Origin of the sequence: Actinokineospora alba (assembly GCF_004362515.1) — a bacterium.
GTDB lineage: Bacteria > Actinomycetota > Actinomycetes > Mycobacteriales > Pseudonocardiaceae > Actinokineospora > Actinokineospora alba.
In genome coordinates this window covers 2,491,510-2,513,145 of sequence record NZ_SNXU01000001.1, presented here as the reverse complement: position 1 = coordinate 2,513,145, position 21,636 = coordinate 2,491,510, and the positions used below count along the sequence as shown (strand labels likewise).

Genomic DNA, 21,636 nt, shown 5'->3' with positions numbered 1-21,636 from the left:
TACCCAGGAGTAACCTTCGGTGTGGAACCGGCTATCGCGAAGGAGTCCCGCCATGCCAGAGGCAGTCATCGTCTCAGCGGTCCGATCCCCCATCGGCCGCGCCGGAAAGGGGTCGCTGGTCGACATCCGCCCGGACGACCTCACCGCGCAGATGGTGCGCGCCGCCCTGGACAAGGTGCCCGCGCTCGACCCGACCGAGATCGACGACCTGATGCTCGGCTGCGGCCTGCCCGGCGGCGAGCAGGGCAACAACCTGGGCCGCATCGTCTCGGTCCTGCTCGGCTACGACCACCTGCCCGGCTGCACCGTGACCCGCTACTGCGCCTCGTCGCTGCAGACCACGCGGATGGCGCTGCACGCCATCAAGGCGGGCGAGGGTGACGTGTTCATCTCCGCGGGCGTGGAGACCGTGTCGCGGTTCGTGAAGGGCAGTTCCGACTCCTGGCCCGACACCCGCAACCCGATCTTCGACGAGGCGGTCGCGCGCACCAAGACCGTCGCCGAGAGCGGCGCGGGCGAGTGGCACGACCCGCGCGAGGACGGCATCGTCCCCGACGCCTACATCGCGATGGGCCAGACCGCGGAGAACCTCGCCCTGCTCAAGGGCGTCACCCGCGAGGACATGGACCACTTCGGCGTGCGGTCGCAGAACCTGGCCGAGAAGGCGATCAAGGAGGGATTCTGGGCCCGCGAGATCACCCCGGTCACCCTGCCCGACGGCCGCGTGGTCGACACCGACGACGGTCCCCGCCCCGGCATCACCTACGAGAAGACCGCGACCCTCAAGCCGGTCTTCCGCCCCGACGGCCGGGTCACCGCGGGCAACTGCTGCCCGCTCAACGACGGAGCCGCGGCCCTGGTGATCATGTCCGACACGAAGGCGAAGCAGCTGGGCCTGACCCCGCTGGCGCGGATCGTGTCCACCGGCGTGTCCGGCCTGTCGCCGGAGATCATGGGCCTGGGCCCGGTCGAGGCCTCCAAGCGCGCGCTGGCGCTGGCGGGTCTGACGGTCAATGACATCGACCTGTTCGAGATCAACGAGGCGTTCGCCGCGCAGGTCCTCCCCTCGGCCCGCGACCTGGGCATCCCGGAGGACAAGCTGAACGTCAACGGCGGCGCCATCGCGATCGGCCACCCGTTCGGCATGACCGGCGCCCGCATCGCCACCACGCTGATCAACTCCCTGCAGTGGCACGACAAGCAGTTCGGCCTGGAGACGATGTGCGTCGGCGGCGGCCAGGGCATGGCCATGGTCCTGGAGCGCTTGAGTTAAGACACGAAAAGGGGCGCCCCGGCTTTGGCCGGGGCGCCCCTTTTGTCTGTCTGGATCAGTCGCTGCTGTTGAGCATGTACAGCAGGCGCAGGATCTCCAGGTACAGCCAGACCAACGTGGTCATCAGGCCGAACGCGACGTACCAGGCCCACTTCGACGGGGTGCCGCTGCGGATCATCTGGTCCGCCATGTCGAAGTCGAGCAGGAAGTTGAACGCCGCGATGCCGATGAACAGCAGGCTGACGCCGATGGCCAGCGGGCCGTTGCCGCGGATGCCCAAGTCGACACCCATGAACGACAGCAGCAGGTTGACCAGCATCAGACCGGCGGCGGCCACGGTGGCCCCGATGATCCACTTGGTGAGCTTCGGGGTGACCTTGATGGCGCCGGTCTTGTAGACGACCAGCATCGTGATGAACACCAGTGCGGTACCCAGGATGGCCTGCAGGGCGATACCCGGCACGAGGGCGTTGAACACGCCCGTGATCGCACCGAGGAACACACCCTCAGCCGCCGAGTACGCCAGCACCAGCGCGGGGTTCGGGGTCTTCTTGAAGATGATGACCAGCGACAGGATGAGACCGACGATCAGACCGCCGATCATCGGCGGCCACGGGCTGATCGAACCGCTGAGAACGGCGATCGCGGTCACGATGCCGGTGGCCAGCGCGACCGCGATGGTCGTCGCGGTCTTGGTGACGACGTCGTCGACCGTCATCGGGCGGTCGCCGGTGGTCGGCGGCGCCTCATAGCCGCCGTACGGGGGCTGCTGGCCCGGGTAGCCCTGGGCCTGTGGCTGGAAGCCCGCTTGCGGCCCGTACCCGCCCACGGGCAGGTTGCGGAACGCGGGGTTGCTCGTAGAACGCACCTTGATCCTCCTGGGCCTGAATGGCGCCTTCACGGGGTTCAACGATCGACCTGGCCGACCGGTTCCCGGCTGGGTAAAACCTACTTTACCCACCGGCGCCTGCTCGGGGACCTGAACCCGCACGCCCGTGACGACCTCCGTCGCGGGCGCGCCCAGGGTAACCAGGCCGCCACCCGGTCGTGAGCCGAAACCACTTCCGGGACGACCGATCGGACCAAATCGAGACTCTCCGGTGACCAAGTCGGCTTTTCGAGTCGCCCGCCAGGTGGATTGCGTCTCCCGCGCGTAGCAACCAGGCTCCGTGTCGCTCAAGAAAAATGGCTACCCGGGTAATTACTGTGGGGCAACCGCATTTGTGCATGCGCGTCTTCAGGTACGGGAGGAACAAGCCACCGCGAGCCCATGGGGAGTCCGATGAAAACGCGTAGACGCTGGGAAGTCGTCGGGCTCGGTATCGCTCTGATGATCACCTTTGTGATCTTGATCGTGATCGGGACCGCCCGACCCCAGGGCTCGGCGAGGACGCTGAACGGCACCGCGGTGCCGCAGACGAGCCAGTCGGAGGCCGCGCCGCCGCAGTGGCAGCGCAAACTCAAGCCGGGCGAGAAGCCGCCGCAATTCGTCATCTTCTCGTTCGACGGCGCCGGGTCGCATGACCATTGGCAGAAGATGATGAAGATCGCCGACGGCGTCGACGCGCATTTCTCCGGATTCCTCTCGGGCATTTACCTCCTCAACGACGGACGCCGGACCGAATACACCGGACCGGGACACAAGCCGGGCAAGGCGTCGATCGGATTCGGCGGCAGCGAACAGGACGTCACCACGCTCATCGCGGACCTCAACGAGGCCGTCGACCGGGGCCACGAGATCGGCACGCACTACAACGGCCACTTCTGCCGCGGCAGCGAGCCCAGCGGCGGCCGGTGGAGCGCCGCGCAGTGGAACGACGAACTCGCCCAGTTCTTCAAGTTCGTCGACGACGCCCGCGCCAAGGGCCTCAAGGTCAACCCGGACATGATCGACGGCGGCCGCACCCCGTGCCTGGAGGGCAAGTTCGACGAGCTGATGCCGACCCTGGCCGCCCTCGGCATGACGTACGACTCCAGCCAGGTCAGCGACGGCCTCGCCTGGCCGCGCCTGCAGAGCGGGGTCTGGGAGTTCGCGATGCCGACGGTGAAGGTGCCGGGCGTCGGGTACCGCAAGACGATCCTCATGGACTACAACCTCTGGTACATCCTCAACCGCGCCAAGGACGAGCCCGCGCGCGCCGAGGAGTTCAGCAAGATCGCGTTCGACACCTACATGGGCGCCTACCAGGCCGCTTTCGACGGCAACCGCGCGCCGATGGTCGTCGGCAACCACTTCAACTCGTGGTCGGGCGGCGGGTTCATGACCGCGGTCGAGCAGTTCATGGGCGGGGTCTGCGCGAAGCCGGAGACGGTCTGCGCGACGTACACCGAGGTCATCGACTGGATGAAGCTGCAGGACCCGGCCGTGCTCGACCAGTACCGGGCCATGCCGAACGCGCAGGTCGCCGAGCCGAACTGATGCCCCGGAGCACCCGAACCGGTGATGGGAAGATCCCCGACTTGCCAAGGATAATGAAAACCGATATCACTTAGTAGGTATCCCCCATGCCTGGAGACCTACCGTGAAGATCGCGTTCGTCGGCAAGGGCGGCAGCGGCAAGACCACGCTCGCCTCGCTGTTCCTGCGCCACCTCGCCGCCGAGCGGCCCGCCCCCGCGGTGCTCGCCCTCGACGCCGACATCAACCAGCACCTGGCCGCCGCGTTGGGCGCCACCGACGAGCAAGCCAAGGCCATCCCGACCCTCGGCGAGCACATCCCGCAGCTCAAGGAGTACCTGCGCGGGGACAACCCGCGGATCCTCTCCGCCACCGACATGATCAAGACGACCCCGCCGGGACGCGGATCGCGTCTGGTCGGCGTCGACGACGACAACCCGCTCTACCGGGACTATGTCCGCGAGGTCGAGGGCATCCGGGTCGGCGTCGCGGGCGCGTTCGCCGACGACGATCTCGGCGTCTCCTGTTATCACTCGAAGGTCGGCGCGGTGGAGCTGCTGCTCAACCACATGGTCGACGGCCCCGACGAGTACGCGGTGGTCGACATGACCGCGGGCGCCGACTCGTTCGCCTCCGGGCTGTTCACCCGCTTCGACGTCACGTTCCTGGTGTGCGAGCCCACGGTGCGCAGCGTCGGTGTCTACCGGCAGTACCTCGGCTACGCGGCCGACTTCGGTGTGAAGCTCGCGGTGGTCGGCAACAAGGTCAGCGACGCCGAGGATCTCGACTTCCTGCGCGAGCAGGTCGGCGCCGACCTGCTCACCTGGGTCGGCCGCTCCGCGCACGTGCGGGCCGCCGAGCGCGGCGAGATCCGGCCGATCGATGCCCTGGAGCCGGAGAACCGGGCCGCGCTGCGGGCCATGCGCGAGCTTGTCGACGGCGTCGAGAAGGACTGGCCGACGTATCAGCGCCAGGCCGTCGACTTCCACCTGCGGTACGCGCGCGCCTGGGGCAACCGCTCCGGCCGCGACCTCGCCGACCAGGTCGACCCCGAGTTCGTCCCCGGACCCGTGACCCTCTTCGCCTGAGCACCAGCACTGAGTCCGTTGCCACAGTGGGCCCGCCGTATCGACGGCGGGCCCACTGTCGTTTGCATCCACGACGGACAGTGACATGCTCGGAGCCGAGGACACACCGAGAGGACGACCATGGCGACCTACCTGGTGACCGGCGCGACAGGGCTCATCGGCAGGCACTTCGTGCGGGAACTGCTCACCCGTGACGATGTCGATCAGGTCTGGTTGTTGGTCCGTGAGCAATCACGGGAGCGGCTGGAGCGGGCGTCGCGGACCTGGCCCGCGGCCGACCGCGTTCGCACGGTCGTGGGCGACGTGTCCCAGCCCCGCCTCGGGATCACCGACAGTGACGTCCTCGCGCTCACCGGCGTCGACCACGTGGTGCACCTCGCGGCCCTCTACGACGTGACCGCCGACGACGAGGCGAGCGTGATCGCCAACGTCGACGGCACCCGGCACGTGATCGAGCTGGCGGCCGAGCTGAACGCGGGCTGCCTGCACCATGTGTCGTCCGTGGCGGTCGCGGGCGACTACCGCGGCAAGTTCACCGAGGACATGTTCGACGCGGGCCAGCGCCTGGTCACCGCCTACCACCGGACGAAGTTCGAGTCCGAGCGGCTGGTGCGCACCCAGACCCAGGTGCCGTGGCGGGTCTACCGGCCCGCGATCGTCGTGGGCGACTCGACCACCGGCGAGATGGACAAGATCGACGGCCCGTACTACTTCTTCTCCGCGCTATCGCGGCTGGACTCCGTGCCGCACGTGCCGGTGGTGCTCCCCGACATCGGCGACACCAACATCGTCCCCGTCGACTATGTCGCGAAAGCCATGGCGTACCTGGTGAACCAGGCCGGTCTCGACGGCCGCACGTTCCACCTGGTCTCCCCGGAACCGCAGTCGGTGAAAGAGGTCTACAACGCCTTCGCCAAGGCCGCGGGCGCGCCGCGGGCCGCCGCCACGCTCGACCGGCGGATCAGCGCGCCGCTGCTCGGCCTGGTCAAGTTCGCCGAGAACGTCCCCGGTGTGTCCCTCGCGCGTGACGCGGTCCTCGACCGGCTGGGCATCCCGCCGGTGCTGCTCACCACGCTGACCTTCGAGCCGCGCTTCGAGGCCAAGAAGACCCGGGCCGCGCTCGCGGGCAGCGGCATCGAGGTCCCGAAGCTGGGCGCGTACGCCGACGTCCTGTGGCGCTACTGGCGCGAGCACCTCGATCCCTTGCGCGCCCGGCGCGAAGGCCACGGCGGCCGCCTCGACGGACGGCGCGTGGTGATCACCGGCGCGTCGTCGGGCATCGGCCGGGCGACCGCGCTCAAGGTCGCGGCGGCGGGCGGGGTGCCGCTGCTGGTGGCCCGGCGCGAGGCGGAACTGGAGGAGGTGCGCGCGGAGATCGCGGCCGCGGGCGGGCATTCCTTCGTCTACCCGTGCGACCTCACCGACGACGAGTCGGTCGCGAAGACGGTGTCGCGCATGCTGGCCGAGCAGCCGGGCGTGGACATGCTGGTGAACAACGCGGGCCGCTCGATCCGCCGTGCGGTGCGGTTGTCCTATGACCGCATCCACGACTACGAGCGCGCCATGGCGATCAACTACTTCGGCGCGGTGCGGCTGATCCTGGCCCTGCTGCCGCACATGACCGAGCGGCGCTACGGGCACATCGTGAATGTGTCGTCGATCGGCGTGCAGGGCATCGCGCCCCGGTTCTCGGCGTATGTTGCGTCGAAAGCGGCGCTGGACTACTTCAGCAAGATCGTCGCCACCGAGACGCACGGCGCGGGGATCACTTTCACGACCGTGCACATGCCGCTGGTGCGCACGCCGATGATCCGCCCGACGAAGATCTACGACGCTTTCCCCACGAAGTCGCCGGAGCAGGCCGCGGACATGGTGAAGGACGCGCTGCTCAACCGGCCCAAGCACATCGGGACACCCGCCGGGTTCATGATCCAGACCGCGTACGCGATCGCGCCCGGGTTCGTCGACGCCGTGGCGTACCAGGGTTACCGCATCTTCCCGGACTCCGCGGCGGCGGGCGGATCCGGCGGGATCAAGATCGGCAAGGGCGAGCGGAACCTGACGGCGGCGGCGACCGCGCTGGCCCGGCTCACCAAGGGGTTCCACTGGTGATCACCGGAACCCACGCGATCCTCTACTCGCGCGACGCCGAGGCGGACCGGGCGTTCCTGCGCGACGTCCTCGGTCTGTCGCATGTGGACGCGGGCGACGGCTGGCTGATCTTCCGGCTGCCGCCTGCCGAGGTGGGCGTGCACCCGGCCGAGAGCGACTCGCACGCGCTCTACCTGACCTGCGACGACATCGCCGCGACCGTCGCGGACCTGTCCGCGCGGGGCGCCCGTTTCACGGGTGGGGTGACCGACGCGGGGTGGGGCAGGGTGACCGCGGTGGCACTGCCCAGCGGCGGGAGCGTGGGTCTGTATGAGCCACGCCACCCGACCGCGTTCGACCTTCCCGAGTAGACGGCGGTTGGGACACGGTTGGGTGAGGATTCATCCCATCGCGTGGCCGTCGTGTTGCCGTTTGGGTGAGCACCGGTACCGTCGCGGGTATGGCTGCTCTCCAGGATGGTGACCCCGCCGGCTTCACCGTGGCGCGGCATGGCTTCGACCGCAACCAGGTCAAGCAGTTCGTGGAGAAGTCGGAATCGGAGTCGCTGCGACTGGCCGCCGAGCGCGACGACGCCCGGGCGAAAGCCGCCGACCTGGCCGCCCAGCTTGAGGCAGCGCGCCGCGACATCGCCGCGCTGACCGAGCGCCTCGACAAGATCGGCACCGCCGCCGCGGCCGCTTCGGCCCCGAACGCCACCGAGCGCTCGGCCCGCGCGCTGCACCTGGCGAAGACGCAGGCCTCGGAGATCACCACCCGCGCGCAGGCCGCCGCCGACACCGCGTGGTCCGCCGCCGAGGAGGCGTCCTCCGCGCTGCAGGAGCGCTACCGCAACCTGCTCGCCGACCTGGACCGCCAGCACGCCGAGATCCACGCCGAACACGAGTCGATCATGACCAAGGCCCGCGCCAAGGTCGAGGCGATGACCACGGCGGCGGAGGCGCGCACCAAGGAGATCGACGACCAAACCGAACGCGAACGCCAGCGGGTGGAACAGCAGTTCGAGCAGGAAATGTCCGCCAAGCGCGAAGAACTGCGGCGTGAGATCGAAGCCGCCCGCAAGGCCAGCACCGAAGAGGCCCGCAAGCGCGTCCAAGACGCCACCGACGAGGCCGCCAGGCGCATCGCCACGGCCACCGGCAAGGTCGAACGGCTCACCGCCTTGCGCGACCAGGTCGCGGGCAAGCTGCGCGGCACCCACGATCTGCTGACGCAGAGCTCGAAGATGCTGGAGCCACTGGAGGCGGAGGCCGAGCTGATGTCGGACACCCCTCCCAACGCGGCCACCACGCACCCGATGCAGCGCCCGACCCCGAACCAGCGCAACCACTCCCCCGCGCGATAGCCGGCATGGGTTAGCGGGCTGGGCGGGAACACCGCCCGGCTCAACCCCCAACCGCTAGTGCGGCGGCTGCCGGCGTGACCGTCGCGAATGGGCTTGGGCCGCTGACAGGCGGCGCAGCCTGCGGAAGCAGATCGGCAACGCCTCTTGACCCTCACGCCGAGCGGCGCCGTTCGACCGCTCGGGGTGATCTCCGGCATGACCGCGCCGGCGCGGTCGCCCGACACCCACGTGGCCCGACGCCCGATGCCCGATGCCCGATGCCCAACGCCCAACGCCCAACGCCCAACGCCATAAGCGAAGCCGCCCACCCCACACGCAACGGGCCGAACCCCACCTGCCTGTTTGGGTGGTTCGCCTTGATTTGGGGTGAAATGGACCTAAACTTTCGCGGCGCGGGGCAGTTCCTCCACCTGCCCGCTTTCCCCGCGCAGGTCCATTTCCGGGGTCCCCAAATCAAGGCGAACCACCCAAACAGGCACCCCCGCGAAGCCAGCCGGCAAGCCCACCCGCGAAGCCAGCCGGCAAGCCCACCCGCGAAGTCAGCCGGCGAGCCCACCCACGCAACCAGGCAGCCGAAGAAAGTGAATGAGGCCCGCCCACACCCCCACCCCCGTCACATCACCCCCACCTGCGCGACCCAATTTTTGTTATGGCTCACAAATACATCCACAGTGGACTGTCGCTTTTCTGCTCATCCCCCCACACGATGTCGAAACCGTTACCAGACAAGCGTTTCAGTGACTAGGAAGACCTTGCGCTCCGGCCCCGGGACCGAGATTCTGGCATCCCCCCAAGAACCCATCTTGCGCATTACCAATCTGGAGTTATCCGTGCGTCGTACTCGTATGCTCGCCTTCGCCTGCGGCCTGGCAGGCACCGCCACGCTGGCCGCCGCGCTCGCCGCTCCCGCGGCGTTCGCCGCGGAGAGCCAGACCGGCAGCGCCTTCGCGGTCTCCGTCAACGCCAAGCTGCTCAACTCGCTCGCCGTCAACGTCGACCCGCTGCCGAAGGCCACTTACCCGGCCGGGCAGGACAAGTCGGTCGTCAAGATCGATGGCAACAAGATCCTTCCTGGCGCCGGGCACGCCAAGCTGCTCAACGCGGCGTCCGAGCTCAAGGCCGGTGTCCTCACCAGCTCCGCGAGCATCGCCGATGTCGACATCCTCGGCCTGGTCAAGGCCAAGCTCGTCACCTCCACCTGCGTGTCCGACGGCAAGACCGTCACCGGCGACTCGAAGCTCGTCGACGTGTGGGTGCACGGCCAGAAGATCGACGTGGCGCTGACCGGCAAGATCTCGGTCACCGACGCGATCACGGTCTACATCAACGAAAAGGTCGCCTCGGGCAACACCCTGACCGTCAACGCGTTGCGCGTCAGCGTCGGCGGGAACGTCGCGGGCATCAAGCTCGGCGATGTTGCCCAGGCCGAGGTGATCCTGTCGCAGGCCAAGTGCACCGGTCCCGGCACGGTCGTGACCGAGCCCGGCACCGGCGGCCCCAGCACCAACCCGAGCACGCCGCCGTCGTCGACCCCCGGTGGCAGCGTCACCGCGACGCCGAGCCCGACCTCGTCGGCCGCGTGGCCGCCCGCTTCCACCACGCCCACCTCGGCCTCGGCCGTCCCGGTCGACGGCAGCGGTGTCACGCCCGCCGCCAACGCCGACAACCTCGCGCAGACCGGCGTGAACGCCGTGATCCCGCTGGCGATCGGCGGTTTCGTCCTCGTCGCCGGTGGCGCGGGCGCGGTGTGGATGGTCCGCCGCAAGCGCGGCATGCAGGTCTGATAGCTCGCTGAACGCGAAGGGCCCCAGGCGCGAAACGCCTGGGGCCCTTTGTGTTCGCCATCAGGCGGCGGCGTCCACCGCGGCCGCCTCGCAGGTGTCCAGGATGAGCTGGGCGACCCGCTGCGGGTCGTCGCTCATCGGCACGTGGCCACAGCCCACCAGCGACACGTGCTGGGCCGCGGGCAGCAGTTCGGCGGCACGCTTGGCCTGGCGGGGCCACAGGACGCGGTCGCGCGATCCCCAGGCCACCGTGACCGGCACGGCGGGTGGGGGCGAGTTGAAGACGTAGTCCGACGCACCGCTGTTGATCACCGCGTCGAAACCCTCGCAGGCGACCATCGCCGCCATGTCGGCCAGCATCACCTCCGCGGTGATCGCCGACGGCCTGCCGAACAGGATGCTGCCGCCCAGGATGCGCACGGCCTTGCGCTGGAACAGCTTGTCCCGCACCGATTGCGGCGTTCGCCCGGACGCGCGCAGCGCGCTGAGCACACGGACCGCCCAGGCCCGGTCACGCGGCGACCAGAAGCCCGCCGGGGCGAACGCGGTCACCGAGCGGGCGAGGCCGCGGGAGGCGATCTCCAGCGAAAGCATGCCGCCCAGGGAGTTGCCCGCCAGGTGTGGATTGGGCACGCCGAGGTCGTCGAACACCTCGGTGAGCATGTCGATGGCGCCGTCGACGTTGTAGAACACGCCGGACGGCATCGGGGACGCGCCGAAACCGGGCAGGTCGAGCGCGATCACGTCGTGCCGCTCGGCGAGCCGGTCGAGCACGGGTTCCCAAGCCTGCCAACGGTGTCCGATGCCGTGCAGGAGGACCACCGGGTCGCCCTGACCGCGCCGCTCGTAGCTGACCTCGATCTTCGGAGCCATCACGCTTCCTCTCACACGTCCAGGACGAGGCGGTCGCCCGCCGCCCGGGAAACACACACCAGCATCGAGCCGTCGGCCACCGCACCGCCGTGGTGCTCGACCTCGCCGTCGATCACGCGGACCCGACACGTTCCGCAAAACCCTTGCCTGCACGAATAAGCCGCGCCGGGCCGAGCGCGCCGCAGCGCTTCGAGCGCGGACTCGTCGGCGGCGACCGGCACGACCGGACCGTCCGTGCCGAGCTGCAACTCGAACGGCTTCCCACCGACGACCGGGGGCGGGGAGAACCGTTCGAAGTGCAGCGGACCAGTCCACTCGCGACGGACGGCGTCGATCATCGGGGTCGGGCCGCAGCAGTACAGCGACGCGCCTGCCGGGGCATCGGCGAGCAGGTCGGCGATGTCGGGAACGCCATCGTCCGGGACCACCCGCACCCGGTCCGTCGTGGGGAGCGCGGAAAGCTCGTCCAGGAACGGCATCGACTCCCGTGTCCGTCCCGTGTAGACAAGCCGCCAGTCGACGCCGCGCCGCGCGCACATGCGCACCATCGGCAGGATCGGCGTGATCCCGATGCCACCGGCGACGAACAGGTACGGCCCGCGGTCGACGAACGGGAAAGCGTTGCGCGGCCCGCGAACCGTGAGCGTGCTGCCTTCGGCGACCGCGTGCATCTCCGCCGATCCGGTGCCGACGAGCCGGACCGCGATCCGGTACACCGTGGGGTCGGCGGGGTCGCCGCACAGCGAGTACTGCCTACGGGTGCCCGAGGGCAGGGTGACGTCGAGGTGGCTGCCCGGCCGCCAGCCCGGCAGCAGGTCGCCGGTCGGGTCGGTGAGCCACAGCGACACCACGCCCTCGGCTTCGGTGACCACGGACCGCACGACCAGCGTCAGGTCACGGTCCACCGACCGCACAGCGGGCTGACGGCGCGCGCTGCGCTCACTGAGCCGCTGGTATCCGGCGACCACCGGCGCGAGCGCGCTGAACAGGCGGTCAGCACGGGGACGGCCGTACAGATCGGGAGGTGGCTGCATCAGCCGGCCGCCTTCGCCGCCGGGGACTGCGCCAAGTACGCCACGGCCTGGTCGGTCGATCCCTCGTTGCGCGGGTGGTAGCTGCGCGGCAGGTAGCGCCAGATCGCGGGAATCAGCTCACTCAGGCGCGGAAGAAGTCCGCGACGCGCGGCGCGGAAGTAGTCGCGCCAGCGAGCGCGACCCGGCTTGAGCGGGTCGTTGGCCATGAGCCAGCGCGCCGACCGCACGAACAGCCATCCCAGCACCGGCGCGACGGCGATCATCGTGCGGATTCGCCGCGGGTAGCGGCCGTCGAGATGCATGTACAGGTCGAAGGCGACGGCGCGGTGTTCGACTTCCTCGGCGCCGTGCCAGCGCAGCAGGTCGAGCATGGTCGGGTCGGCGCCCGCCTTGTCCAGCGGCGTGGAGTTCAGGATCCACTGGCCGAGGACCGCGGTGAAGTGCTCGATCGCGGCGATGACGGACAGCCGCTCCAGCAGCCACTGGTGTTTCGCCGCGCCTGCCAGGTCGCGGTCGCCGAGCAGCTTGCGGAACAGCCACTCGATCTGCGCGACGAACGGTGTCGGGTCGAGCCCCTGGGCGGCGAGGTGGTCGGCCGCGCCCTGGTGCGCCTCGGCGTGCATGGCCTCCTGGCCGATGAATCCGGTGACCTGCACGCGCAGCTCGTCATCGGTGATCAGCGGGAGCGCCTCGCGGAACACCTCGACGAACCAGCGCTCACCTTCGGGCAGGACGACGTGCAGGGTATTGATCGTGTGGGTGGTCAGCGGCTCGCCGGGCACCCAGTGCAGGGGGACCGACGACCAGTCGAAGCGCACGTTCCTCGGGTGCAGGACCAGGTTCTCGTCCATCAGCGCGTCACATCCCAACGGGCGGCGGCCCGCATGAGGCCGGGGGCGAATCGTGAGCCGAACCGGGCGATCTTGGCTTCCGGGGTCACCGGCACGACGGCCGCGCCGCTGCGGACGGCGTTCACGATGTCGGCGGCGACCTTCTCGGGGCCGAACCCGCGACGCGCGTACGCCTTGGTGGCCTTCTGCCGCAGCCGCTGCTGCTCGACGTCGTCGGCGCCGGTGAACTTGGTCGTGTTGGTGATGTCGGTGGCGACGATGCCGGGGCAGATCGCGCTGACGCCGATGCCGTTGTCGGCCAGTTCGGCGCGCACGCAGTCCGACAGCATCAGCACGGCGGCCTTGCTCGTCGCGTACGCGGACATGGTCCGGCTGGGCGTGTAGGCGGCGGCCGACGCCAGGTTGACGATGTGGCCGCCCTCGCCGTGCTCGGCCATCATCGCGCCGAAGATCTGGCAGCCGTGGACCACGCCGAGCAGGTTGACATCGAGGACCCGCCGCCAGTCGGCGGTCGTGGTGTCGAGAAACGCCCCGGCCATCCCGATGCCCGCGTTGTTGACCACGATGTCGGGCACGCCGTGCTCGGCGGCCACGTCATCGGCGAACCGGCGCATCGCGTCCTCGTCGGCGACGTCGACCTGGTACGGGTAGGCCGCGGGTCCGATCGAGGCGGCGGTCTGCCGGGCGGCGTCGAGGTCGAGGTCGGCGACGACCACTTCGGCGCCCAGGTGGGCGAACGCCCGCGCGGTGGCCTGCCCGATGCCCCGGCCCGCGCCGGTGACGACGACGAGCTGGTGGGTGAACTCCTGGTCGGCCGAGCCGCCCCTGGCCCGCTGCAGGCTGCGGGTCATCGGCAGACCCTGGATGTGGTCGACGAACTCCTCGACCATCCGGGCGATCGCGTCCGGGTGCGACACCGGCGCCCAGTGCCCGGCGACGAGCGTGCGCCGCCACAGCTTGCCGATCCACTGCTCGACGCCCTGAGCCAGGCCCGCCGAGACGTAGTTGTCGCGGGTCGGGATGATGATCTGCACCGGCAGGTCCGCGGTGCGCGTGCGCGGCGAGCGGAGCCGGTTGAAGATGTTGAGCCGGTAGAGCTGGACCCCGCGGGCGGCGTCGGCGCCGATGGTCGGCACCGGGTGGCCCGGCACGTGCCGGATGCCTTCGACCTTCTCCAGCAGCTTGGCCCAGTTCGGTCCGATGACCGTGCGCCACAGCAGCTCGGGCAGCAGCGGGACCTGGTGGAGGTAGACGTACCAGGAGTGGGTCAGCTGGGCGGCGAGCTGACGCAGGTGCGCCGGGGTGGGCTTGCGCAGCCGCTGCCGGATCCAGTGCCCGACGTGGTCCATGCTCGGCCCGGAGATCGACGTGTAGGACTTGATCCGGTGCGACACGGCGTGGTCGGTCACCGGCTCCCAGCACTGGATGGAGCCCCAGTCGTGGGCGACCAGGTGCACGGGCTCGCGGGGGCTGACCGCGTCGGCGACGGCGATGAGGTCCTCGGAGAGCAGTTCGGCGCGGTAGCCGGAGCGGTCGCGCGGGGCCGTCGAGTCGCCCGCGCCGCGCACGTCGTAGCGCACGACATGGAAGTTCTCGGCCAGCAGGTCGGCGACGCCGTCCCAGAGCCGGTGGGTGTCGGGGAAGCCGTGGACCAGCAGGATCGTCGGGTCCGTCGGGTCGCCCTGCTCGAACACCGCCAGGTCGACCTCGCCGCTGCGGACGGTGCGACGACGGACCACGAGCTGCGAGGCTTCCTCGGGGAACCGGAGCGGAACGCTGGTCATGGGGCGACTCCCGGCGTCTTCACCGCCTAAGGCAACGCCTCAAGCCGGTTTCTGGGACATTAAGTGACAATGACGAACGTTACAACCGCCATTGGTAGCTTGCAAGAGCAAGCAGCCCCTTACTCCCCGCGTTCGGCTCGTACCCGTTCCGCCATCGCGATCAATCGATCCCCCATGACCTGCGGAATCATCCGCCGAGCCGACCGGTCGACGGCCGCCGAGAGGGCCGACATGACCAGTGGGTGCAGCCGGGAAATGACGTCGGCGAACACCGGAAGCTCGTCGCCACTGGGCAGCCAGTCGTCGCCCTTGGGGTCGAGAACGTACTTCCGCACGAGCCCGACGAGCATCGCCGTGACCCGGTCGGTCTCCTTCTGCAGCTCCGCGGCCAGCGCCAGCGCCTCCGACAGCGGGACGTCGAGCTTGACCAGCTCATACCCCGCGTCGAGGAGCTTGGGACTGGGGGCGACGAAGTGCGCGCCGCGGCGTTCGAGCACGCCGAGGTCGAGCGCGCGGCGGATGTTGGCCGGGGTCAGCTGGGTGCCGAACATCCGCACCAGCTCGTTCATCGGGACCACGGCGGGCTGCTCATGCGAGCCCGCGGCGCCGGTCGCCTGTTCGAGTCCGAGCACGTCAGCGAGGCTGTGGCCGGACTGCCAGGCGTCGAGCATCTCCTTGATCTGGGCGAACGCGTAGCCGCGGTCGAGCATGTTGAGGATCAGCCGGAGCCGGGAGAGATGGGCATCGCCGTAGATGGCCGTGCGGCCCCGCCGGATCGGTGGCGCCAGCAGCTCCCGGTCCTGGTAGACGCGCACGTTGCGAACCGAGGTGCCTGCCGCCCTCGCCAGGTCATCGATCCGATACTCGGCCACGGCTGAGAGCTTAGTCGCCCGATGATCGATCCACTGTGGACGTGTCGGTTGTCCGCCGAACGGTCAGTCTTGTTCGAAAAGGACCAACAGGTCCGAGCGTTCGGAGATCCGCCCCGTCAGCGGCGTTCAGAGTCCATAAAAGACAGTCACCCGACGCCCAAAGTGGCCGTCGGGTGACTGAACGTACTTGGTGCCCCCGACCGGATTCGAACCGGCACTACATCCCTTTTAAGGGGACTGCCTCTGCCTGTTGGGCTACGGGGGCAGCCGCAGCCTAAGGCGCGATAACACAGCTCGGGAACGGTTTCTTCGAGTTCCGCCCGGCTGGCCCAGTCTCTTTGGGCCGTTTGCCGGTCAGCCGCGGGAAACCCTTGCGAACTCGGCCTTCGGATCGTTGATTTGACCCATGGAGATGACCTCGCGCCGGAAGAGTCCGCCAGTTAACCAGTCCAAAGTGATCCGGACTTTCCGGTTGAACGTCGGCATCGCCTTGACGTGGTAGAGCCGGTGCATCCCCCAGGCGATGAAGCCCTTGGCCTTGATGTTGAAGACGTCGCCGACACCCTTGTGCAGGCCGAGGCTGGCGACCGAGCCGATGTTCTTGTGGAAGTACTCCTTCGGCTCACCGCCGCGCAGCGCCTTGATGATGTTCTTGGCCAGCAGGCGGGCCTGGCGGACCGCGTGCTGGGCATTCGGCGGGCAGATCGCGGTCGGGTCTTCCGGGGTGCGCGACAGGTCCGGGATGGCGGCGTTGTCGCCCGCCGTCCACGCGTCGGAGAGGCCCTCGACGCGCATCGCGGCGGTGGCACGGAGCCTGCCCTGCTTGGTCAGCGGCAGGTCCGACGACGCCAGGACCGGGTTGGACTTGACGCCCGCGGTCCAGACGATGGTGTCGCTCTCGAACTCGGTGCCGTCCGACAGCACGACCCGGCCGCCCTCGAAGGACTTGGCCAGCGTCGAGAGGTAGACCTCGATGCCGCGCTTCTCCAGCTGCATGACGGTGTAGACGCCGAGGCTCTCGCGCACCTCCGGCAGCACCCGCCCGGACGCCTCGACCAGCACGAACCGCAGGTCGTCGGGCTCGATGTTGCGGTAGTACTGGGTGGCGAAGCGGGCCATGTCCTCGAGCTCGCCGAGCGCCTCGATGCCCGCGAAGCCGCCGCCGACGAAGGTGAAGGTCAGCAGGCGCTTGCGCAGCTCGGGGTCGAGCGTGCTGTCGGCCTCGTCGAGCTTGGTCATGACGTGGTTGCGCAGGTAGATGGCCTCGCCGATGGTCTTGAACGAGATGCCGTGCTCCACCAGGCCCGGGATCGGCAGCAGCCGGGCCACCGAGCCCAGGGCGACGACCAGCACGTCGTAGCCGAGTTCCTCGATGTGGCCGTCGGCGGCCTCGATCGTCACGGCCTTGCGGGCGTGCTCGATCTTCGTGGCGCGGGCGGTGATGACGTGGCAGCGCTTGAGCGCGCGGCGCAGCGGGACGACGACGTGGCGGGGCTCGATCGCGCCCGCGGCCGCCTCGGGGAGGAACGGCTGGTAGGTCATGTGCGGCTGCGGGTCGATCACCGTCACCGACGCCTCACCGGAACGGAGCCGCCGCTGCAGCCCGAGCGCGGTGTACAACCCGACATATCCGCCACCCAGGATGAGGATTCGGGTCGGCTCCGATTTTCCGTTCGCCATGGCTCAATAGTCGCACTGGAATCCGTGCTTCGCGCGCCGCCCCTACGGTGATGTGACCGGGGTCGCTAGGCCATTTCCGCAGGGTGTGACTCATCTCGCGACGGCGGGCGGGATCGGTCAAGAACAATCACGGCGAGTGCCATGGCGGCAATGGAGAGTAATGCCGCGACTTCCAAGATCGGCGGAGTCCGATCTTCGGGAACAATCATCGCGATGAGAATGATCATCGTTACAGACAGCTGGGTGACGGCGAAACGGCGTAACGGCGCTCGGAATGCCGCCGGCGCAATCCGCGCCCCCTTCGGGAGCAGCGCGGTGACCGCGCAGCACAGGTGGAGCAGGTGCACGAGCGGGACCAGGACCAGCACACCGAAGCCGAACGGGCCCGCGCCCGAGCTCGTCAGCACCGCGGCGGCGAGACCGATCAGCAGCAGCGGCGCGGGCGACGCCGGGACGAAGACACACGCGACACTCAGCAGTCCCGCCACGGCGACGGTGAAGGTCCCGGCTCCGTGCAGGGCGAGGTCCACGCCGATGCCGAGACAGACGAGCGCGGTGACCGCGCGGAGCCTGCTCGCGGGGACGCCGCCGTCGATGATCACCGCCGCCGCCTGACCCGGCGCAGCGTGGCGGCCACGGCGCCGCACGGCACCACGGCGACACCGCGCGCCTTCAGCGCGGCGAGGCGGGCCCGGTGCTCGCCCACCAGCACCTGGCGTACGACCTCGCCCCACGGCGACTCCGTGTCGGCGATCAGCGTCGGGGGGAGCATGTCGACGGCGATCACCAGCTCTCCGCGCCGCGCCGCAAGCGCCACGCAGTCGGCGATGGCGTCGTCCAGGAACGGCGAAAGGACGAGCACGACGGCCCCGGAGGGCACCTGCCGGGCCCGCAGGACCGGTTTGGGCGCCCAGCCCGCCGCGCGTGAGCACGCGACGAGCTGGTGGCGGATGCGCAGCAGCTGGCGGTGGCCGGCGCCGGGGGCGATGCCGAGCTGCGGCCTGCCCAGGTCGATCAGGCCGACCCGGTCGCCTTGGCGCAAGTAGCCGGCGGCGAGCGCAGCGACCGCCCGGACGGAGGCGTCGAGGGTGCCGCCCGCGCGCACGGCGCTGTCGTCGCTGTCGAACCACCGGGCCAGCTCCGGCACGACGTCCACTCGGGAATCGATGGCGAGCATCAGCTCGGCGTCGGCCTCGGCGTGCCGTTCGCGCACGTGCAGCGTCCCGGGGCCGAGCACGTCGCCCGTCGCCGCGCCCGCGCGCAGGGTCACCCGCCAGTCGACCCGGCGGACCCGGTCGCCGGGTTGGAACGGGCGCACGGCGCGCAGTTCGGTGCCGTCGCCCGGCCTCGCCGACCGGTGTGCGCCGACAAGCCCGGCGATGCGTGGCGGCAGCGGCCCCGGCGGCAGCGGGACGACCGGGGGCAGCACGGTGCGCCTGCTCTCCCGACCGGTGACCGGCCCGGAGATCAGCAGCGCGTCGCGGCCCGCGACGAGGTGGTCCGGTCGCAGGTCGACGCCCTCACCCCAGGCGTTCCAGCGGAGCCTGACCCGGATCGACTCGGCCGACCCGGGGACCAGGTGGACCGGCCCTATCCCCGCACCGTCGGGGACCGGCAGCCGCACGGCGAGGAACTCCACGCCCGCGTCGGCGGGGAACGTGATCGTCTGCAGGCCGTCGTCGCCCGCCTCGACCGTCCTGGGCAGGCGGGCGACCGTCGGGACCGGAACGGTCCCCACCGGCACCGCGAGGGCCAGGACCGTGCTGACCAGCAGCGGGGCGCCGAGGAACACCAGCTCCACCCGGTGCAGGACGACCCCGCAGGCGATGAGCCCCAGGCCACCGACCGCGCCACGCACCAGCGCGTCGGTGCCGCGCCAGCCCCAGCCGCCCGCCGCCGCGCGGGCCCGCGACCAGCTCAGGACCCGCTGACTCATCGGGTGCTCGCCGGGCCGGGGACCGCGCCCAGCAGTTCGGTCACGACGGCGATCCCGGTGACGCCGCTGCTCCAGGTCTCCGGCCGCAGCGTGAGCCGGTGCGCGAGCGCGGCGACGGCGCAGTCCTTGACGTCCTCGGGGACCACGTAGTCGCGGCCGTCGATCACGGCGAGCGCGCGGGCCACCAGCAGCAACGCCTGCGACCCCCGCGGCGACGCGCCTACCTCGACGGCGGAGTGGGCGCGGGTCGCGCGGGCCAGGTCGACGCAGTAGCGGATGACGGTGTCGTCGACGTCGACCCGCTCGACCCCGGCCTGCACGTCGAGCAGCGTGGCCGCGTCGATCACCTTGGCCGCCTCGACGTCCTCGGTGCGCCGGTCCAGCCTGCGGCGCAGCACTTCCACCTCTTCCTCGGGCGGCGGGTAGCCGACGTCGAGGCGCAGGAGGAACCGGTCGAGTTGCGCTTCGGGGAGGGGGTAGGTGCCTTCGTACTCGATGGGGTTCGCGGTGGCGATGACGTGGAACGGGCGGGTCAGCGGGAAGGTGCGGCCCTCGACGGTGACCTGGCGTTCCTGCATGGCTTCCAGGAGGGCGGACTGGGTTTTGGGCGGGGTGCGGTTGATCTCGTCGGCGAGGAGCAGGCCGGTGAAGACGGGGCCGGCCCGGAAGGCGAACTCGCGCTCGGCGGGGTCGAAGAGGAAGGAGCCGGTGACGTCGGCGGGCTGCAGGTCGGGGGTGCACTGCAGGCGGGCGAAGTCGAGGCCGAGTGCCCGGGCGAGGCCGCGGGCGAGCAGCGTCTTGCCGAGCCCTGGGACGTCCTCGATGAGCACGTGTCCCCCGGCGAGGATGGCCGCGAGGGCCAGCCGGACCGTGCGCTCGCGGCCGACGACGACGTCGGCCAGCGCGGCCGTGACAGCGGCGGCGACGGACTCCACAGTGGACTGTTTCACGGCTTCTCCAGTCGGGCGAGCAACTCGGCGACCCGCCGCGGTGGCGGCAATTGGGCGTAGGGGGAGGAAATCAGCTCCGACAGTTCGGGCCCCAGGAAGTCGGCGGCCTCGGCCCCGGACAGCCCGCGCTCGCGCACCGCGGCGTCCGCCAACGCCCGCAACCTCGGCTGGACCCGGGAGACAAACCGCACCTGGTCGCCCGCCGCTTCGGCGAGCCGGCCCGCGAGGTTCGCGGCCTGCAGGTCGGTGGCCGAGCCCGCGGGGTCGGGGACGGCCCTCCACAGTGGATCGAGCGGACCGGCGTAACGCGTGGCCAGCAAGGTGACGGAGCCGGCCGCGATGCCGAGGCAGGCGGACCAGAGGAGCGGGATGTTGCCGGGCCAAACCCCAAGGGCGGCAACGAGTGCGGCCACGACGAAGGCGAGGAACCAGCTCCTGCCGGGACTCACGGCCGCACCCCGCTCTCGACCCGCCGCCGCATTCCGAAAGCGGCCCCACGATCAAGGCACCAATCCATACCCGGGCTCACGGCCGCACCCCTCCGGCACAGCACCCCGAAGCGGCCAGCGCGTCGGCCACCAAGACACCAATCCTCGCCCGGGCTCACGGCCGTACCCCGCTGTCGATCCGCCGCAGCACCCCGAAAGCGGCTTCGGCGTCGGCCACCAAGCGCCAACCCTTACCCGGACTCACGGCCACACCCCGCTGTCGATCCGCCGCAGCACCCCGAAAGCGGCTTCGGCGTCGGCCACCAAGCGCCAACCCTTACCCGGACTCACGACCGCACCCCGTTTCCGATTCGGCGCAGCGCCTCGGAAGCGGCGACCGCGTCGGCCACCAAGGCGCCAATCCTTGCCCGGACTCACGGCTGCACCCCGCTGTCGATCCGGCGCCGGACCCCGAAACCGGCCCCGCAACCACCACCAAGGCACCAACCCTTGCCCGGACTCACGACCGCACCCCACTCTCGATCCGGCGCAGTGCCTCGGAAGCGGCTTCGGCGTCGGCCTCGGTGACCTGCCCCGGCGGGCCGAACCGCGCCCGGTGGTACAGCTTGCGCAGCTCGGCCACCGCGGCCCCGTCGAGGTCCTGCTCGGTGACCACCCGGGCGGTGAACTCGGTCGGCGTCTCATGGGCCGCCCGGCGGCGGGCGGCGGCGTCTTCCAACACCAGCCAGGCGGCCACGATCGCGTCGGCGGGCGGCCCACCGGCCCGCCTGCTCAACTCGACCCGGGCGGCACGAGCGGCTTCCACCAGATCCGCGGGAGACCCACCCGAGGGCAACTCGGTTCCGCGCGGCTCGTCCAGTTCGAACCGCCCGATCCGGGCGCGGCGGCGGCGCAGACCGGCCAGCGTTGCCAGGGCGCCCGCCACGAAGACCAGCAGCATGACGGCCGCGAACAGCAGGAACACGCCCGCGGTGATGCCACCGAGCAGGTCGAGGAAGAAGTTCCGCTCCCCCGCTTCCGTCCGCGGCACCACCACACTCTCCGGCGGCTCGACCACCGCCCCCAATGGCCCCCCACGCGGAACCGCCGACTCCCCGCGCGCCGCGGCGACCGCGAGCACCAGCATCGCGGCCACCACCAGCAACACGGGGAGGCGGTCCCTCATGACCCGAGCATGCCCCACCCGGACTGTGGGCGCGATCACATTCGGG

At 70.3% G+C, this 21,636-nt stretch carries 19 protein-coding genes and 1 tRNA gene; 7 read left to right on the top strand and 13 right to left on the bottom strand.

From position 1 onward, the window contains the following. The first annotated feature begins 52 nt into the window (after positions 1–52). On the top strand, positions 53–1,273 hold the full coding sequence (locus C8E96_RS11980) for an acetyl-CoA C-acetyltransferase (protein WP_091378617.1): 1,221 nt from the start codon (positions 53–55) through the stop codon (positions 1,271–1,273). 55 nt (positions 1,274–1,328) lie between these two features. On the opposite strand, the gene C8E96_RS11975 is transcribed toward C8E96_RS11980, so the two are convergent. Then, positions 1,329–2,141, bottom strand: a complete 813-nt coding sequence (locus C8E96_RS11975; RefSeq protein WP_091378619.1) for a Bax inhibitor-1/YccA family protein — start codon at positions 2,139–2,141, stop codon at positions 1,329–1,331. A 414-nt stretch (positions 2,142–2,555) separates the two neighbouring features. Here C8E96_RS11975 and C8E96_RS11970 point away from each other — a divergent pair, with 414 nt between their 5' ends. The 6 genes from C8E96_RS11970 to C8E96_RS11945 all read left to right on the top strand — a co-directional run bounded on the left by C8E96_RS11970 (position 2,556) and on the right by C8E96_RS11945 (position 9,996). Next, positions 2,556–3,692: a polysaccharide deacetylase family protein gene (locus C8E96_RS11970; RefSeq protein WP_091378622.1), complete on the top strand. Its 1,137-nt coding sequence runs from the start codon at positions 2,556–2,558 to the stop codon at positions 3,690–3,692. Between the two features lie 103 nt (positions 3,693–3,795). Continuing rightward, on the top strand, positions 3,796–4,758 hold the full coding sequence (locus tag C8E96_RS11965) for an ATP-binding protein (RefSeq protein ID WP_091378624.1): 963 nt from the start codon (positions 3,796–3,798) through the stop codon (positions 4,756–4,758). A 120-nt stretch (positions 4,759–4,878) separates the two neighbouring features. Then, positions 4,879–6,870 (top strand): SDR family oxidoreductase, encoded by a 1,992-nt coding sequence (locus tag C8E96_RS11960; protein ID WP_091378627.1) that lies wholly within the window; start codon positions 4,879–4,881, stop codon positions 6,868–6,870. Beyond that, positions 6,867–7,220: a VOC family protein gene (locus C8E96_RS11955; RefSeq protein ID WP_091378631.1), complete on the top strand. Its 354-nt coding sequence runs from the start codon at positions 6,867–6,869 to the stop codon at positions 7,218–7,220. Before C8E96_RS11960 ends, C8E96_RS11955 begins: the two co-directional genes overlap by 4 nt. A gap of 89 nt (positions 7,221–7,309) precedes the next feature. After that, the gene (locus tag C8E96_RS11950) at positions 7,310–8,212 is read left to right on the top strand and encodes a coiled-coil domain-containing protein (protein WP_091378633.1); all 903 of its coding nucleotides are present in this window, start codon (positions 7,310–7,312) and stop codon (positions 8,210–8,212) included. An 830-nt stretch (positions 8,213–9,042) separates the two neighbouring features. After that, positions 9,043–9,996 carry an LPXTG cell wall anchor domain-containing protein gene (locus tag C8E96_RS11945; RefSeq protein ID WP_133794371.1) on the top strand — a complete coding sequence of 318 codons (954 nt, stop codon included), beginning with the start codon at positions 9,043–9,045 and terminating at the stop codon, positions 9,994–9,996. Between the two features lie 60 nt (positions 9,997–10,056). Here the strand turns inward: C8E96_RS11945 and C8E96_RS11940 are convergent, their stop codons facing one another. The 12 genes from C8E96_RS11940 to C8E96_RS11885 form a co-directional block, all read right to left on the bottom strand. Then, positions 10,057–10,869, bottom strand: a complete 813-nt coding sequence (locus C8E96_RS11940; RefSeq protein WP_091378637.1) for an alpha/beta fold hydrolase — start codon at positions 10,867–10,869, stop codon at positions 10,057–10,059. A gap of 11 nt (positions 10,870–10,880) precedes the next feature. Next, entirely contained in the window at positions 10,881–11,903 is a 1,023-nt protein-coding gene (locus C8E96_RS11935) for a PDR/VanB family oxidoreductase (RefSeq protein WP_091378640.1), read from the bottom strand. Continuing rightward, positions 11,903–12,754 carry a metal-dependent hydrolase gene (locus C8E96_RS11930; protein WP_091378642.1) on the bottom strand — a complete coding sequence of 284 codons (852 nt, stop codon included), beginning with the start codon at positions 12,752–12,754 and terminating at the stop codon, positions 11,903–11,905. The genes C8E96_RS11935 and C8E96_RS11930 overlap by 1 nt, the downstream gene beginning before the upstream one ends. Continuing rightward, a complete protein-coding gene (locus C8E96_RS11925; protein ID WP_091378643.1) occupies positions 12,754–14,538 on the bottom strand; it encodes an SDR family oxidoreductase in 1,785 nt (594 codons plus the stop codon). Before C8E96_RS11925 ends, C8E96_RS11930 begins: the two co-directional genes overlap by 1 nt. Before the next feature lie 119 nt (positions 14,539–14,657). Then, on the bottom strand, positions 14,658–15,410 hold the full coding sequence (locus C8E96_RS11920; protein ID WP_091378646.1) for a MerR family transcriptional regulator: 753 nt from the start codon (positions 15,408–15,410) through the stop codon (positions 14,658–14,660). A gap of 188 nt (positions 15,411–15,598) precedes the next feature. Beyond that, a tRNA-Leu gene (locus tag C8E96_RS11915) sits at positions 15,599–15,675 on the bottom strand. Positions 15,676–15,764: 89 nt separating this feature from the next. Continuing rightward, on the bottom strand, positions 15,765–17,090 hold the full coding sequence (locus C8E96_RS11910) for an NAD(P)/FAD-dependent oxidoreductase (RefSeq protein WP_091378648.1): 1,326 nt from the start codon (positions 17,088–17,090) through the stop codon (positions 15,765–15,767). 65 nt (positions 17,091–17,155) lie between these two features. After that, positions 17,156–17,692, bottom strand: coding sequence for a hypothetical protein (locus C8E96_RS11905; RefSeq protein WP_133794369.1), 537 nt, complete (start codon positions 17,690–17,692; stop codon positions 17,156–17,158). Continuing rightward, on the bottom strand, positions 17,689–19,026 hold the full coding sequence (locus C8E96_RS11900; protein WP_091378655.1) for a DUF58 domain-containing protein: 1,338 nt from the start codon (positions 19,024–19,026) through the stop codon (positions 17,689–17,691). The genes C8E96_RS11905 and C8E96_RS11900 overlap by 4 nt, the downstream gene beginning before the upstream one ends. Then, a complete protein-coding gene (locus C8E96_RS11895) occupies positions 19,023–19,976 on the bottom strand; it encodes an AAA family ATPase (RefSeq protein ID WP_091378659.1) in 954 nt (317 codons plus the stop codon). The genes C8E96_RS11900 and C8E96_RS11895 overlap by 4 nt, the downstream gene beginning before the upstream one ends. Next, positions 19,973–20,425 (bottom strand): hypothetical protein, encoded by a 453-nt coding sequence (locus C8E96_RS11890; RefSeq protein ID WP_091378662.1) that lies wholly within the window; start codon positions 20,423–20,425, stop codon positions 19,973–19,975. Before C8E96_RS11890 ends, C8E96_RS11895 begins: the two co-directional genes overlap by 4 nt. A 499-nt stretch (positions 20,426–20,924) precedes the next feature. Further along, complete coding sequence (locus C8E96_RS11885) at positions 20,925–21,590, bottom strand: DUF4129 domain-containing protein (protein WP_133794367.1); 666 nt, start codon at positions 21,588–21,590, stop codon at positions 20,925–20,927. Positions 21,591–21,636: the final 46 nt, after the last annotated feature.

Excerpts from the sequence above, each read along its gene's own strand:
- C8E96_RS11930 (WP_091378642.1), bottom strand. The coding sequence starts at position 12,754 with ATGGACGAGAACCTGGTCCTGCACCCGAGGAACGTGCGCTTCGACTGG.
- C8E96_RS11950 (WP_091378633.1), top strand. The coding sequence starts at position 7,310 with ATGGCTGCTCTCCAGGATGGTGACCCCGCCGGCTTCACCGTGGCGCGG.
- C8E96_RS11940 (WP_091378637.1), bottom strand. The coding sequence starts at position 10,869 with ATGGCTCCGAAGATCGAGGTCAGCTACGAGCGGCGCGGTCAGGGCGAC.
- C8E96_RS11980 (WP_091378617.1), top strand. The coding sequence starts at position 53 with ATGCCAGAGGCAGTCATCGTCTCAGCGGTCCGATCCCCCATCGGCCGC.
- C8E96_RS11885 (WP_133794367.1), bottom strand. The coding sequence starts at position 21,590 with ATGAGGGACCGCCTCCCCGTGTTGCTGGTGGTGGCCGCGATGCTGGTG.
- C8E96_RS11910 (WP_091378648.1), bottom strand. The coding sequence starts at position 17,090 with ATGGCGAACGGAAAATCGGAGCCGACCCGAATCCTCATCCTGGGTGGC.
- C8E96_RS11960 (WP_091378627.1), top strand. The coding sequence starts at position 4,879 with ATGGCGACCTACCTGGTGACCGGCGCGACAGGGCTCATCGGCAGGCAC.
- C8E96_RS11900 (WP_091378655.1), bottom strand. The coding sequence starts at position 19,026 with ATGAGTCAGCGGGTCCTGAGCTGGTCGCGGGCCCGCGCGGCGGCGGGC.
- C8E96_RS11935 (WP_091378640.1), bottom strand. The coding sequence starts at position 11,903 with ATGCAGCCACCTCCCGATCTGTACGGCCGTCCCCGTGCTGACCGCCTG.
- C8E96_RS11970 (WP_091378622.1), top strand. The coding sequence starts at position 2,556 with ATGAAAACGCGTAGACGCTGGGAAGTCGTCGGGCTCGGTATCGCTCTG.
- C8E96_RS11925 (WP_091378643.1), bottom strand. The coding sequence starts at position 14,538 with ATGACCAGCGTTCCGCTCCGGTTCCCCGAGGAAGCCTCGCAGCTCGTG.